The sequence below is a fragment of the Armatimonadota bacterium genome (genome assembly GCA_031081585.1).
Taxonomy (GTDB): domain Bacteria; phylum Sysuimicrobiota; class Sysuimicrobiia; order Sysuimicrobiales; family Humicultoraceae; genus Geohabitans; species Geohabitans tengchongensis.
This window is the reverse complement of record JAVHLY010000004.1, coordinates 1-14,045: the sequence shown is the minus strand read 5'-3', so window position 1 is coordinate 14,045 and position 14,045 is coordinate 1. Positions and strand designations below refer to the sequence as shown.

Below are 14,045 nucleotides of genomic sequence, written 5' to 3'. Positions count from 1 at the left end.
TCATCCCACCGGCGCGGTGCGCACGGCCCGCCCCAGCAGGAGCCAACTCGCCCCCACGGCCACGACGGTGAGGAGGAGGAGCATGGTGGTGAGCGCCGCCGCCGCGCCCCAGATGTTGTTCTGGATCATGTTGAGGATGGCGAAGGTGGCCACAACCTGCCCCGGGGCGATGAGGAAGACCACGATGCTCACGTTGGTCACCCCCCGCACGAAGGAGACGGCGAACGCCTCCGCCAGCGCGCGCAGGAGCATGGGCAGGTAGATGTCCCGCAGCACGCGCAGCCCCGTGGCCCCCAGGTTCACCGCCGCCTCCTCGATGGCCCGCTCCACCTGGCGCAGCCGCGCTGCGGCGGCCTGGTAGCCCATGGGCAGGTGCCACATCCCCAGCGCCAGCGCCACCGCCCAGACCGTGCCGCCGAGCGGCGTGGGGTTGAAGGCCAGGACGTAGCCCACGCCGACGAAGACGCCGGGGAGCGCCCCGGGCAGGACCGCCAGGAAGTCGAGGACCCCGCGCAGCGGCAGCGGGCGCGTGGCCAGGAAGGCCACCAGCACCCCGGTCACGGCGGTGACGACGCCGGCGAGCGTCCCCACGCGTACGCTGGCCCACAGCGTCCCCGCCCGGTCGCGGGCCAGGTGCCAGTGCTCCAGGGTGAGGGACCAGTCGCGCCCCCACACCGCCGTGAAGGCGCCGGCCAGCACCCCCAGGTAGACGAGCGCCACGAGCACCGTCACCAGCAGGCAGGCCAGGAGGACCGCCCAGCGGACGGCCGGCGGGGTGGGCGGCCGCTCGATGCGCGAGCCCCGGCCCGTGACCGTCACGTAGACGCGGCGGCTCACCCAGAAGCGCTCCAGGAGGAAGAGGAGGACGGTGGGCACGAGCAGCATCCCCACGACCAGCGCCGCCCCGGTCAGGTCCCCCATCCCCTCCATGCGGAACCACGCCTCGGTGGCCAGCAGGGGGAAGTTGCCGGCGATGATCACCGCGTTGCCGAAGTCGGCCAGCACCGAGATGGCCACCACCAGCATCGCCCCGGCGATCCCCGGGCGGGCCAGGGCCAGGGTGACCGTGCGCAGGACCGCCCCTTCGGGGGCGCCCAGGTTCCGCGCCGCGTGCTCCAGGCTCGGGTTGATGGCCTCGAGCACGCCGGCGATGATGAGCATCGCCAGCGGGAAGAAGGCCACCGTCTGCACCAGCCACAGGCCGTGCCAGCCGAAAATGTTGGCGTCGAGCCCGAGCAGCGTGCGCGTGACCAGCCCCTGCCGGCCGAACATGAGGATGTAGGCGAACGCCACCATGAAGGGCGGCGCGAAGAGCGGCAGCATCGCCGCGGCCCGGAAGAGGCGCCGGCCCGGCAGGTCATGGCGGGTGGTGGCGAAGGCGAAGAGCACCCCCACCAGCGTGGCGCTGGCCGTGGAGAGGACCATCATCACCAGGCTGTTGCGGGCGGCCTGCAGCCAGCGCAGGCTGCGGGGGATGGCCAGGTAGTCCGCCCACGACGGGTAGACCAGCACCCGGTAGGCCGGGTAGAGGACGGCCAGGGCCAGGAGGAGCAGCGCCCCCGTGTAGACGGCCAGCAGGCCGGGGTCGGCGTGCCGGCGGAGCCTCCGCCACTCCAGCGCGACCGCCCCGGCCCTCACCGGTTCCTGCTCAGCGACCGATCTCGCGGGTCCACCGCTCGCGGATGCGCGCCTGGTGCTCCACCGCCCAGTCGCGGTCGTAGCGGACGAACTTCAGCTGCTCGAAGGGCGTGGCGCCCAGCGGCACCGGCACGTCGCCGCGCACGGGGTAGCGGAAGCCGAACTTGGCGTTGATGTCCTGCGGCAGGCGCGTCAGCAGGAAGTCCACGTACGCGCGGGCGCCGGCCGGGTTGGGCCCGCCGCGCAGGATGGAGACGGCACCGATCTCGAAGGCGGTGTCCGGCGGCACCGTCACCTCCAGCGGGGCGCTGCGCAGGATGCGCGCGCCGATCCCCTCGTGCGCCCACATCATCCCCACGACGGCCTCACCGCGCTCCAGCAGGGTGATCGTCCCGGGGGCCGTGGGCGTGTACTGGGCCACGTTGCCGTTGAGGGTGCGCAGGAAGGCCCAGGCCCGCTCCTCCCCCAGGCGGAAGATCTGCGCCGCCACGAAGATGTAGCCGCCCCCGGTGGTGATGGGGCTCGGCATGATGAACTGACCCCGGAACTCCGGCCGGGCCAGGTCGTCCCAGGTGGCCGGCTTGGGGATGCGCCGCGGGGCCATCTCCCGCTCCCAGCGGTCGGTGTTGATGATGATGGCCAGCGCCCCCAGGTACCAGCCGTGCCAGTACCCGTTGGGGTCGCGGTAGGTGGGGCTGATGCGCGCCTCGGTGAAGACCGGCGACCGGTAGGCCAGCAGGAGCCCCTCCCGCGCCAGCGGGGCGTGGAAGTCGGCCGACCCGCCCACGAAGATGTCGGCGCGCGGCCGGTCCTTCTCCGCCCGGATGCGCGCCTGGAGGGTCCCCGCCGCGGCGACGCTGAGCGCCTCCACCTGGATCCCGGTGCGGCGGGTGAACTCCCGGTTGATCAGCGAGGTCTCCAGGTCCGGCAGCGCCGAGTAGACCACGATGCGCCCGCCCTGGGCGCTCGCGCCGGGGAGTCCCGGGAGCGCGAGCGCCGCCAGCATCACGATCAGGCCGATCACAGCCGTCCTGCCCATCCCTCTCCCCTCCCTGGTGTGCACACGTCTGTCCCGCTCAGCGGCCGTCCAGGACGTACCGCTCGATCACCACTGCCAGTCCGTCGGCGTCGCTCGTCGGCGCCACCACGCGGGCAGCCCGGCGCACCGGCTCGGGCGCGTCCGCCATGGCCACGCCCCATCCGGCCGCCTGGAGCATCGTCAGGTCGTTCCATTCGTCCCCCACCGCCATCACCGCCTCCAGGTCCACCCCCAGGTGCTCCGCCACCACCCGCAGCGCCGTCCCCTTGGAGACGCCCGGCGGGAGCACTTCCAGGGACGTGGTCTCGGAGAAGACGTAGTTCACGGGGTCTGTCCGTCCGAGCGCCTCGGCCAGGGCCTCCAGCTCCTCCCGCGGGCCCAGGATGCGGAACTTCATGATCGGCGCGGCGCGGTCGCGGGGGAGGACGGTGCGCAGGTCGCCCACCGCTTCGGGGTCGAGGTGGTCGTGGAGGGCGGTGGCGGCCACGAGCGGCGTCCACCGACGCACGTAGATCCGGTCGCCCACGTAGAGGTGGGCGGCCAGGTCGGGGTGGGCGTCGAGGGCCTCGACCACCACCAGCGCCAGCTCGGGGTCCATCCCCTGCCGGAAGAGCACGCGGTCCCGGCTGAAGTCGTAGACCATCCCGCCGTTGAAGAGGATGGCCGGGGGGTCGGCAGGGAGGGCCTCGATGTAGCGGCGACCGGAGCGCCAGGCCCGGCCGGTGGCCACACAGGTGGGCACGCCGCGCGCCCGTGCCGCCGCCACCGCCTGCCGCACGCGGGGCGTGATCTCCTGCGCCGTCGTCGTGAGCGTCCCGTCGATGTCGGTGACAATGAGGCGGATCGGGCCGGGGGTGGTCATGGGCGCGCGGTCACACCGGTCGGCGGCCCGAGCCCGTCTCGCCGGGTTCTGCCGGTGCAGGGGAGCCACCGGGCTCGGGGAGCGGCAGCGTGACGGGCTGTCCCGTGCGCACCGCCCGGTAGACGGCCTCCACCAGCTCGGTGGCCCGGTAGCCGTCCTCCGCGGTGACGGGCGGCGGAGCCTCGCCCAGCACCGCGTCGATGAAGCAGCGGTCTTCCTCCACGTAGCCCCACTTCTCCTCGAAGGGCATCTGGAAGCAGTCGATGCCCTCGACCTGTTCGCGGACCCCCGGGCTGAACCAGGCGCGCTCCAGCTCCTCCGTGACCGCCGTCTGGTGCGGACCGTACAGCTCCACCCGCTCGTAGGGGAAGAACCAGGAGGTGTGCGCCACCGAGGTCACGCTGGCGGCGGCCCCGTTGCGGAAGCGGAAGAGCAGGACGAAGCCGTCCAGCTCCCGGTAGACGGTCTGGCGGGCCACCCCCTGGACGTCGGCGACGTCGCCCAGGAGGAAGCGGGCCATGTCGAAGAGGTGCACCGGCGTCTCGTACAGGTAGCCGCCGGTCACCGCCGGGTCGCCCGTCCAGGGCGGCTGCTGCAGCTCCCCGCGGTTGTGCTTGAGCTGTCCCAGCACCGGGTGGAGGCGCCCCTCGTCGATGAGGCGGCGCACGAAGCGGTAGACGCGGGCGAAGCGGCGGTTGAAGCCGAGCTGGTAGACCGCCCGGGAGCGGCGCGCCGCCTCGCGGATCGTCCAGGCGTCGGCCAGGGACGTGGCCATGGGCTTCTCGCTGAAGACGTGCACCCCGGCGCGAAGGGCCGTCACCACGGGCTCGACGTGCTGGACGTTGGGCGTGCAGACGTAGACCGCCTCGGCGCCGCGGTCCAGCAGCTCGGCCAGCGAGGCGCAGGCGGCGGTCTCCACCTCCGCGGCCAGCCGGGTGGCGGCCTGCGGGACGACGTCCGCCACCCCCACCAGCGTGACGCGCGGATCGCGCCTGAGGTCGAGGGCGTGGATGCGCCCGATGAACCCCGCACCCAGGATGCCCACCCGCACGCTCACGTCGACGCCCCACCTCCCTGCCGTCGGTTCACGGCGACGGCGCACCTCTCTGCGGATGCCCCGCCACGCCGGGCTCCCGTCCGGCGAAGAGCGCCTCCAGCGAGGCGCGCGCCGCGCGCGCCAGGCGCAGCGGGTCCCAGGTCCAGTATGCCGGCCGGAAGAGTTCGACCGAGTAGGCGCCGCGGTAGCCCAGCGCCTCCAGGCGCGCCACCAGCGGCCGCAGGGGGATCACCCCCTCTCCCGGCAGGAGCCGGTGCGCGTCCTCCAGCCGCTCGCGCGGCCGATCCTCGGCGTCGTCCAGGTGGACGATGGCCAGGCGCCCCGGGTCGAGGCCGTCCAGCATCTCCAGGGTGGAGCCGCCGACGTGGAAGTGGAAGGCGTCCAGCACCAGCCCCACCGGCGGGTCGCCCACCGCCTCCACCACCGTCCGCGCCTCCGCCAGCGTGCGCACCGAGCTCGTGGCCGGGCCGAGGAACTCGAAGGCCAGCTGCACGCCGTGCTCGGCGGCCACGGCCGCGAGCGCCCGCAGCATCTCCACGGTCAGCGGGGCCACCTCGCCCACCCCGGCCGCCTCGGCCCGCGGGCCGGGCACGGCCACGACGTAGGGCGCTCCCAGCGCGGCGGCCCAGGCGCACAGCGTGGCGCACCGCCCCAGCACGGCGCGACGGGCCGCCCCGGTGACGAGGGTGGCCCGCTCGAGCGCGTTCACGCTGAGCGGCCGCACGCCGGCCGCGCGGAAGGCCTCCGCCAGGGCGTCCAGGGTGCCGCCTCCGGCCAGGTAGGCCTCGAGCTTGGTGTCGCGCAGCTCCAGCGCACCAAAGCCGGCCGCGGCCGCCACGCGCAGGTCGGTGAGGAGGTCGGCGGGCCCGGTGGTGGCGCTGTTCAGGGCGAAGCGGTTCACCGCCACGCCCCCATGGCCCGGCCGTCGCGCGGTTCGAGCACCTGACGGGCCCGGCGCAGCGCCGCGACCAGCGAGCCCGTGGGCCAGCACTCCAGGCCCAGGGCCCCGCGGTAGCCGCCGTCCTCCAGACGCCGGAGCATCTCGCGCCAGGGGATCACCCCGCTGCCCGGCTCGCCCCGCCCGGGCACATCGGCGACGTGCACGTGTGCCGTCCGACGAACTACCCCCTCCAGCCGGTGCAGCAGGTCGTCGTGCATGATCCACATGTGGTAGACATCGAGCAGCAGCCCGACCGCCGGGTGGTCGACGGCCTCCAGCATCGCCAGGGCATCGGGGAGCGTGTCCAGGAAGTAGGCCGGATGGTCCACGAGGGAGTTCAGCGGCTCCACGAGGAGCGTGACCCCGGCCGCCCGGGCCAGCTCGGCGGCCCGCCGCAAGCCCGTCACCGCCGCCTCCCACTGGGAGGCGCGAGACCGGTGGGACTGAGCGTACCCCACGTGCACCACCAGCAGCCGCGTCCCCAGGCGCTCCGCCACCTCCAGCGACCGGCGCAGGTGGGCCAGGGCCGCCTCGTGGCCGGCGGGGTCGAGCAGGGGCTCCTCGAAGGTCGTGCCGCTGATGGCCACCACCTCCAGCCCGAGCGCACCGGCCTGGCGGGCCAGCCGGTCGATGTCCCGCCCGCGCCAGTCCCAGAACTCCACGGCGCGGAACCCCTCCTCCGCCAGAAAGGCCAGCGCCGACTCGGCGGGCAGGCCGGCACACAGGGCGTCCAGGCACGGGCAGAGCGCCCCCGCGGGGCGGTCACGCACGGGCGGACGCCGCGCCTGGGAGGGTAATCAACGCGACCAGGTCCTCGATGGAGACCTCCTGGCGTCGGAAATCTCCCACCTTGCGCCCGTGGTCCAGCACCACGATCCGGTCGGACACCGGATAGACGTGGTAGAGGTTGTGGGTGATGAAGATCACCGAGAGGCCGCGCCGCCGGGCCTCCTCGATGTAGTCCAGCACCTTCTGGGTCTCCTTCACGGACAGCGCGGAGGTGGGCTCGTCCAGGATGATGAGCCTGGCCCCAAAGTGCATCGTTCGGCCGATGGCGATGGCCTGGCGTTCACCGCCCGAGAGCACGCCCACGTCCTGCGCGGACGACCGCAGGGTGGTGATGCCGATCTCCCGCAACACCCGCTCGGTCACCCGGTGCATCGTGCCGGTGTCCAGCACGGTGAGGGGCCCGATCCGGTGCACGGGCTCACGGCCGAGGAAGAAGTTGCGGGCGATGCTCATCTGCTCCACCAGGGCGAGGTCCTGGTAGACGGTCTCGATCCCCAGTGCCCGGGCGTCCTGGGGGGACGCCAGCGTGATCGGCCGCCCCTCGAAGAACAGCTGCCCCGCATCCGGCGGGTACACGCCGGTGAGGATCTTGATCAGCGTCGACTTCCCCGCGCCGTTGTCGCCGACCAATCCCACGACCTCCCGGTAGCCCACGTGGAAGTCGACCCCCGCCAGGGCCTGGATGTGGCCAAAGGCCTTGGCAATCCCGCGGGCTTCCAGCAGGGGATGCGGGGGAGAGGTTACCGCCGCCATCTGACCAGCTCCTCGAACGTGACGTTCAGGATGACGGCGAGCACGACGACGACGCCCAGGAAGGCGGTATACCAGTACGACGGAGCACCCACCATGACGAGCCCTACCCGGATGGCCGCCATCGTGACGGCGCCGAGGACGGTCCCCAGGATCGTCCCGGATCCGCCCATCAGGGACGTCCCCCCGATGACCGCGGCCGCAATCGCCTCCAGCGCCAGCGCATCTCCCCACACGGGGGACATCGACCGCATCCGGCCGAACTGCAGGAATCCTGCCGCGCCTGCCAGCACCCCGGCCAGCGTGAAGTTGATCAGCTTCACCCGGCGAACCGGCACGCCCAGGGCCCGGGCGGCTTCCCGCTTCCCGCCGGTGGCAAAGACCCAGTTGCCGTAGCGGGTCTTGCCCAGGAGGAACCAAAACGCCACCGTGACCACGAGCAGCCACACCGCAGAGATACGCAGGGTGCTCCAGATGACCTTACCGCCCAGGACCTCCAGGAGCGTCGAGGCGGTGAGGATGCTGATAGGCCATCCCCCCGTGATGGCCAGCGCCAGGCCGCGCCACAGCATCATCGTCCCGAGCGTGGTGATGAACGACGGGATCCGCGTCGCCAGGGTCACCACTCCGTTGAGGAGCCCGATGGTGGCCGCCACCAGGAGGGCCAGCAGGACCGCGAAGGCCGCGGGCAGGGCCGCTCGCGTCACCAGGAGCGCCAGCACCACCCCGGTGAAGGCGAAGTTCGACCCCACGGAGAGGTCGAACTCCCCGGCAATCATCAGGAAGGTCACGCCGACGGCGGCCACGCCCAGTTCCGCCGCCTGGGTGAGGATGTCCCCGAAGGTGTCGAGGGTGAGGAACGCCGGCTGGAGCAGGCTGAAGACCGCCACGAGCGCCAGGAGGGCGACCAGCACGCCCAGCTCGCGCATGGCGAACAGCCGCCGCCACTCGACGCGCGGCACGGGCATCGCCCGGACCGCCGGCACCTCGGACCCTCCCGACGTCGCCCGCCTCTCCATCACCCCGGCCGACCCCGCCCGGGGTGGGACGGGCCCACCCCGGGCATCGCTCACCTGTACCCTTGCTTGACCAGCGACTCCACCGCAGCCGCCGTCGCCTTCGTCACGAGGCCGCGCCCCGTGTTGTAGTCCGCCGGCTGCAGGCCGTACTTGCTGTAGAGGTAGAGCTGGACCACCGAGATGAACCCCTGCAGGTACTGCTGCTGGTCGACGGTGGCTTCGACCAGACCCTCCTTGATGGCCTGGATGGTAGTGGCATCCAGGTCAAACGAGGCCATGACGATCTTCCCGCCCAGGCGGTCCTCCCGGATCATCCGGATCGCCGGAATGGCGCCCAGGGGGCCGAGCGTGAACAGGGCTTTGGTGTTCGGGTTGGCCTTGAGGAACGCGCGCATGGTCGCCAGTGCCTTGGTCGGGTCCTGGGTGGTGTCCAGGACCTCCACCTTGGCCTGGCGCTCCGCCGTGAGGACCTCGCGGATGCCGCGGGCCCGCGCCTCCAGACCGACGTGCCCCGGTTCGTGCATGGCGATCAGCACGGTCGCGCCCTGGGGGATCTTGGGCAGCACGAACCGGGCGACGTTCTTGCCCGCCTCGTACTCGTCCATGCCGATGTAGGCCATGTAGGGAATCGGCTCGCCCTTGTAGTCGGCCGGCTCCTTCACGTTGATGGCGACCACCGGGATCCCCCGCCGGCGCGCGTCGCGGATGACCTGGCCGATCGCGGGAGGGTCGCTCACGGAGATGGCGATCCCGGAGGCCCTGGCACTGATCGCCGCCCGGGCCATGTTCACCTGGGCCGGGATGTCCCGCTGGGGTGGTCCCTGGAAGATAGCGCGCACGCCCAGCATCCTCCCGGCATCCTGCACGCCGCGCTGGACGACCGCCCAGAAGGGGTCGCCCGGCCCCGTGTGGGCGATGACGTAGAATGTCAGCTGTTGCGGCGCGGCGGCCAGGCGAATCCCGTAGGCGCTGCCCGCCACGACCACCGCGACCACGATCGCGACTATCCCCCAACGCCTCATCGAGCTCGCCTCCCTCCTGGGGGAATCGCTGCCTCAGGTCTCGATGACGCTCTCACCTCCCTCCTCGTCGCTGAGGCCTTCAGGCGCGGATCATCACCTTGCCGTCCTCGCGCCGCATCGCCCGGGCCAGCGCCGCCTCCGCCTGCGCCAGGGGGAAGCGGCTCGTGATGATGGGCGTGAGGTCGATGCGGCGCGCCGCCATCAGCCGGATGACGTAGGGGAAGTTCCCGTACCCCGAGTGCCCCTGCGCCCCGAAGACCTGGGCGGCGCGCGTCTGGAAGTGTTCCAGGTAAATCGGCGCCCGCTCCGCCGCCCGGCCGATGATCACCACCTTGCCGCCGATGGCCAGCGACGCCTCCATCTCCGGGACGGTGCGGGCCATGGCGCCGGCGGCCTCCACCAGCATGTCGGCTCCCTCCCCGCGCGTGGCCTCGCGGAGGACGTCGCGCGGCCGCAGACCCGCCCGCTCCAGCGCCACCGGGTCGTAGACCTCGTCCGCGCCCACCCGCCGCGCCAGCTCCTGGCGCAGCGGCGAGACCTCGAAGGCCACGATGCGCCCCGCCCCCGCCGCGCGGGCCAGGGCGATGGCGGCGAAGCCGATGGGGCCGGTGCCGAAGACGGCCACGTACCCGCCCGGCCGGAAGCCCCCCGCGCGGGTGAACATGGCGTTGTAGGCCACGCTGGCGGGCTCGCACAGCGCCCCGGCCTCGAAGGCCCGCTCCCGGTCGCCGTAGGCCTCGGCCAGCGCGTTGATCTTCCAGCAGTACTTGGCCCCCACGGTCACGTACTCGGCCTGCGCGCCGGGGATGGTGAAGCCGATCTCCTCCAGCCGCTCGCACTGGTTGGGGGAGGAGTTGCGGCAGGAGGTGCACTCCCCGCACCAGATCATCTCCTCGCAGGTCACCAGGTCGCCGGGGGCGAGGTCGCGCACCTCGCTGCCCACCTCGACGACCTCCCCGGAGAACTCGTGGCCGATGACCACGGGGAAGCGGGTCAGCCCGGGGTAGAGCATGTAACCCTGAGCGTCCGTCTCGATGAAGTGCACGTCGGAGCCGCAGACGCCGCAGGCCCGCGGGCGGATGACCACGTCCTTCGGTCCGGGGACGGGATCGTGCACCTCCCGCAGCACCGCCCGCGGGTGGCGCCAGACGCTGCTGCCGGTGATGGCCGTGCGCGTCTCCACCTCCCAGGCGCTGGGGACGTAGCCCTCGCGGGGCTCCCAGCGCGCTTCCACGACCAGGCCCTTCATCCGCGCCCCCCTGCCATCCCCGCACACCGACCCTCGGCGGCCGCTCGCCTGCCGGTCCCGGCCGGGCTCCTCAAGGACGTCGCACCTGACGGGGTCCTGGAGCAGGAGTTCGCCGTGCCCGGGAAGCGTCCCTTGAACAGCGCTCCGGCCGCCGGCCCGGGCCGGTCCGCCCGTCCCGGATGGTACAATCGGGACGCCATGCAGCCGACCGCGCAGCTGACCGTCCGCGTCGACAACTTCCTGCTCCTGGACGAGCTCCTGACCGACGAGCAACGCCTGACCCGCGACACCGTCCGCCGCTTCGTCGACCGGGAGGTCCTCCCCCACGTGGGGCAGTGGTGGCTGCGGGGCGAGTTCCCCCGCCACCTTATCCCGCGCCTCGCCGAGCTCGGGCTGCTGGGGGCGAACCTCCCGGCGGAGTACGGCGCCGCCGGTGTGGACAGCATCACCTACGGCCTGATCCTCCAGGAGCTGGAGCGGGGCGATTCGGGGATCCGCTCCTTTGCCTCGGTGCAGGGGGCCCTGGTGATGTACCCCATCTACACCTTCGGCACGGAGGCCCAGCGCCGCCGCTGGCTGCCCCCACTGGCGCGCGGCGAGCTGATCGGCTGCTTCGGCCTCACCGAGCCCACCGCAGGCTCCGACCCCGGCGCGCTGCAGACCCGCGCCCGGCGCACCGAGGACGGGTGGGAGCTCAGCGGGACGAAGATGTGGATCACCAACGGCTCCATGGCCCACCTGGCCGTCATCTGGGCGCGGGACGAGGCGGACGAGATCCGCGGCTTCGTCGTCGAGACCGACCGCCCGGGCTTCTCCGCCCACGAGATCACCACCAAAGCCTCCATGCGCGTCTCCGACACCTCGGAGCTGGTGCTGGACGGCGTGCGCGTTCCGGAGGACGCCCTCCTGCCCGAGGCGGTGGGGCTGCGCGCCGCGCTGATGTGCCTGACCCAGGCGCGCTACGGCATCGCCTGGGGCGCGCTCGGCGCCGCCATGGCCTGCCTGGAGGAGGCGCTGGCCTACGCGCGCTCGCGGGTGGCCTTCGGCCGGCCCATCGCCGACCGGCAGCTCATCCAGGCGCGGTTGGTGGACATGCTGGAGGGGCTGGCCACCGGGCAGCTGCTGGCCTACCGCCTGGGCCAGCTCAAGGACCAGGGGAAGCTCCGCTACCCCCACGTCTCCCTGGCCAAGCGCTACAACGTGCGCACGGCGCTCCAGATCGCCCGCGCCGCGCGGTCGATCCTGGGGGCCTACGGCATCACCCTCGAGTACCACGCCATGCGCCACGCCGCCAACCTGGAGACCGTGGACACCTACGAGGGGACCTACGACATCCACACCCTGATCCTGGGGCGGGAGCTCACGGGGTTCAGCGCCTTCTGACGGCGCGGACGACGGGGCGGACGAGGGAGCCCGCGGCGGGCGCCACCGCCGCGGGGCGCGATCCGATCAGGGAAAACGAAAAGGCGCCCGACCGGGCGCCTTTCCTCGCTGCAGCAAGGATCCGGGCGCTTACCGGCCCTTCTTCTTGCCGCCGGCCTTCTTCTTCGTCGCCTTCTTGGCCACCGCCGCACCCTCCTTCTTCAGAGAATGGACGGACCTCTCGTCCCGGCGTACGCCGGATGGGTCCGCCGTCCGAGAGTTTTGCCGTCGCACGTTAGTTCGCTACCATATCTGAAACTCCTGCTGTGCCTCCGGCCCAAGGGTTAGAATTTTCCTCCAAGGAGTCCGGACGCGCCCCCGTGAAGGTCGTAGACGTGATCGGTGTCGGTATCGCCTCCTCTCGCGCCGCCCGGGTCGGCCTGGCGGTCGCATCACTGCTCGTCATCATCATGCCCGCACGGGTGTTCGCTCAGTCCCCTCCGGACGTGGTCGGGCACTGGGCGGAGGGCCGCATCCGCGAGCTGCTGGCCCGCCGCATCGTCGAGACCTTCCCCGACGGCTCCTTCCGCCCCCACGAGCCGCTGAGCCGTGCCCGCTTCATCGCCTGGATCGTCGCGGCCAAGGGGCTGCCGCTCCTGCGGCCCGCCACGCCCGGCTTCGCCGACGTCCCGCCGGAGCACCCGCTGGCGCCGCACCTGGAGGCGGCGCTGGCCTACGGGGTCGTGCCGGCCACACCGCGCCTGCGGCCGGAGGAGCCGGTGACGCGCGGTGAGGCGGTCGACCTCATCGTGCGCGCGCTGGGCTACACCTTCGAGAGCGCCTACATGGCAGGCGTCCCCGTCCCCTACGCCGATGTGAACGGGCTGCCGCCGGCGCTGCGCGGGGCCGTGGCGGTGGCCGCGCTGGCCTCCCCGCCGCTGCTGCGCGAACCGCCCTCCCCCCGCCTGCGACCCGCGGAGCCGCTCACCCGCGGCGAGGGCGCCGCCCTCGTGGGCGCCTACCTGGAGGCGGTGGAGCGCGGCATCACCCTGCGGGCCACCTTCCCGTTGGGGACGGGGACGACCCTCGTCCTGGAGAAGCGCGGGGCGCTGCGCACGCTGCCGGTGTGGCGGGTCCAGGTGGGCGCCTTCACCGAACCCGACCGGGCCGCCCGCCTGGCCGAGCAGATGCGCGCGCGGGGACTCCCCGCCTTCGTCGACGTCCTCGACGAGTTCCACAAGGTGCGCGTGGGGAACTTCGCCACCCGCGCCGAGGCGCAGGCCCTGGCCGACCGGCTGCGCGCCGAGGGCTTCCCCACCTGGGTGATCCTGACGCTGCGCGACTTCGAGACCCAGCCCGGCCCCTTCTGGGCGGCCTACCTGGTGCTCGAGCCGGCCGCGGGGGTGCGGCTGCGGCCCGCCCTGGGCGGGGTCCAGAGCCTGGGCCGCGGGCGCCCCAGCGAGGTGGCGCGCCGGTACGGGGCGCTTGCGGCCGTGAACGGCGGCTTCTACGCTCCCGGCGGCGACCCGCTCGGCTGCCTCGTCATCGACGGCGTGCTGATCAGCGAGCCGGTCCCCGGCCGGACCTGCGCCGCCCTCCTGCCCGACGGGCAGGTGCTCTTCGACCAGGTGAGCTTCGCCGGCGCGGTGGCCACCGAGGTGGCCGCCGCCCCCGTGCACGGCGTGAACCGCGAGCGCGGCCCCAACGAGCTCATCGTCTACCGCGCCGCCTTCGGCCCGTCCACGCGCACGAACGTCCACGGTGCGGAGGCGGTGGTCGTCGGGGACGTGGTCCAGCAGGTGGTCGAGGGACGGGGCAACGCCGCCATCCCTCCGGACGGCTACGTCCTCTCGGGGCACGGCACAGCGGGGGCCTGGCTGCGCCAGGCGCTGCGCCCGGGCGACCGGGTGACGCTGCGGCTCGACCTCGTCCCCGCCTCGGGCGACCCGCGCTGGGCGCAGGCGCCCCACGTCGTCGGCGGGGGGCCGCGCCTGCTGGCCGGGGGCCGCTACGTCGGCGGGGAGGGCTTCACCGACGGCTTCCTCCACCGCCGCCACCCCCGCACGGCGCTGGCTCGCCTGGCCGACGGCCGCCTCCTCCTCGTCGTCGTGGACGGCCGCCAGCCCTACCACAGCCTGGGGATGACGCTGCCGGAGCTGGCCGCCACGCTCGCCGCCCTCGGCGCCACCGACGCCCTCAACCTGGACGGCGGCGGGTCCACCACGCTCGTCGTGCGCGGTACGGTGGTGAACCTCCCCTCCGACGAGAGCGGCGAGCGGGCGGTGAGTGACGTGCTGCTGGTGCAGCGTCCCTAGCCC

At 73.1% G+C, this 14,045-nt stretch carries 12 protein-coding genes; 2 read left to right on the top strand and 10 right to left on the bottom strand.

The features are described from left to right. The 10 genes from RB146_02415 to iolM all read right to left on the bottom strand — a co-directional run bounded on the left by RB146_02415 (window position 1) and on the right by iolM (window position 10,365). Window positions 1-1,638: an iron ABC transporter permease gene (locus RB146_02415; protein ID MDQ7827834.1), complete on the bottom strand. Its 1,638-nt coding sequence runs from the start codon at window positions 1,636-1,638 to the stop codon at window positions 1-3. A 10-nt stretch (window positions 1,639-1,648) separates the two neighbouring features. Beyond that, window positions 1,649-2,677 carry an ABC transporter substrate-binding protein gene (locus RB146_02410; GenBank protein MDQ7827833.1) on the bottom strand — a complete coding sequence of 343 codons (1,029 nt, stop codon included), beginning with the start codon at window positions 2,675-2,677 and terminating at the stop codon, window positions 1,649-1,651. 37 nt (window positions 2,678-2,714) lie between these two features. Then, complete coding sequence (locus RB146_02405) at window positions 2,715-3,539, bottom strand: HAD family hydrolase (GenBank protein ID MDQ7827832.1); 825 nt, start codon at window positions 3,537-3,539, stop codon at window positions 2,715-2,717. Between the two features lie 10 nt (window positions 3,540-3,549). Beyond that, the gene (locus RB146_02400; protein ID MDQ7827831.1) at window positions 3,550-4,596 is read right to left on the bottom strand and encodes a Gfo/Idh/MocA family oxidoreductase; all 1,047 of its coding nucleotides are present in this window, start codon (window positions 4,594-4,596) and stop codon (window positions 3,550-3,552) included. Window positions 4,597-4,624: 28 nt separating this feature from the next. Continuing rightward, the gene (locus RB146_02395; protein ID MDQ7827830.1) at window positions 4,625-5,503 is read right to left on the bottom strand and encodes a sugar phosphate isomerase/epimerase; all 879 of its coding nucleotides are present in this window, start codon (window positions 5,501-5,503) and stop codon (window positions 4,625-4,627) included. Then, window positions 5,494-6,306, bottom strand: coding sequence for a sugar phosphate isomerase/epimerase family protein (locus tag RB146_02390; GenBank protein MDQ7827829.1), 813 nt, complete (start codon window positions 6,304-6,306; stop codon window positions 5,494-5,496). The genes RB146_02395 and RB146_02390 overlap by 10 nt, the downstream gene beginning before the upstream one ends. After that, the gene (locus RB146_02385) at window positions 6,299-7,078 is read right to left on the bottom strand and encodes an ATP-binding cassette domain-containing protein (protein MDQ7827828.1); all 780 of its coding nucleotides are present in this window, start codon (window positions 7,076-7,078) and stop codon (window positions 6,299-6,301) included. The genes RB146_02390 and RB146_02385 overlap by 8 nt, the downstream gene beginning before the upstream one ends. After that, window positions 7,066-8,061 carry an ABC transporter permease gene (locus RB146_02380; GenBank protein ID MDQ7827827.1) on the bottom strand — a complete coding sequence of 332 codons (996 nt, stop codon included), beginning with the start codon at window positions 8,059-8,061 and terminating at the stop codon, window positions 7,066-7,068. The genes RB146_02385 and RB146_02380 overlap by 13 nt, the downstream gene beginning before the upstream one ends. Window positions 8,062-8,144: 83 nt before the next feature. Beyond that, entirely contained in the window at window positions 8,145-9,089 is a 945-nt protein-coding gene (locus RB146_02375) for a substrate-binding domain-containing protein (protein ID MDQ7827826.1), read from the bottom strand. Between the two features lie 106 nt (window positions 9,090-9,195). After that, window positions 9,196-10,365 (bottom strand): scyllo-inosose 3-dehydrogenase, encoded by a 1,170-nt coding sequence (gene iolM / locus RB146_02370; protein MDQ7827825.1) that lies wholly within the window; start codon window positions 10,363-10,365, stop codon window positions 9,196-9,198. 198 nt (window positions 10,366-10,563) lie between these two features. Between iolM and RB146_02365 the strand changes: the two genes are divergently transcribed. Together RB146_02365 and RB146_02360 are read left to right on the top strand one after the other, a co-directional pair. Beyond that, a complete protein-coding gene (locus RB146_02365; protein MDQ7827824.1) occupies window positions 10,564-11,748 on the top strand; it encodes an acyl-CoA dehydrogenase family protein in 1,185 nt (394 codons plus the stop codon). A gap of 359 nt (window positions 11,749-12,107) precedes the next feature. After that, a complete protein-coding gene (locus RB146_02360; GenBank protein MDQ7827823.1) occupies window positions 12,108-14,042 on the top strand; it encodes a phosphodiester glycosidase family protein in 1,935 nt (644 codons plus the stop codon). Window positions 14,043-14,045: the final 3 nt, after the last annotated feature.

Bases quoted from the DNA above. Each gene is read 5' to 3' on its own strand.
- RB146_02405 (MDQ7827832.1), bottom strand. From the start codon at position 3,539: ATGACCACCCCCGGCCCGATCCGCCTCATTGTCACCGACATCGACGGG.
- iolM (MDQ7827825.1), bottom strand. From the start codon at position 10,365: ATGAAGGGCCTGGTCGTGGAAGCGCGCTGGGAGCCCCGCGAGGGCTAC.
- RB146_02410 (MDQ7827833.1), bottom strand. From the start codon at position 2,677: ATGGGCAGGACGGCTGTGATCGGCCTGATCGTGATGCTGGCGGCGCTC.
- RB146_02365 (MDQ7827824.1), top strand. From the start codon at position 10,564: ATGCAGCCGACCGCGCAGCTGACCGTCCGCGTCGACAACTTCCTGCTC.
- RB146_02385 (MDQ7827828.1), bottom strand. From the start codon at position 7,078: ATGGCGGCGGTAACCTCTCCCCCGCATCCCCTGCTGGAAGCCCGCGGG.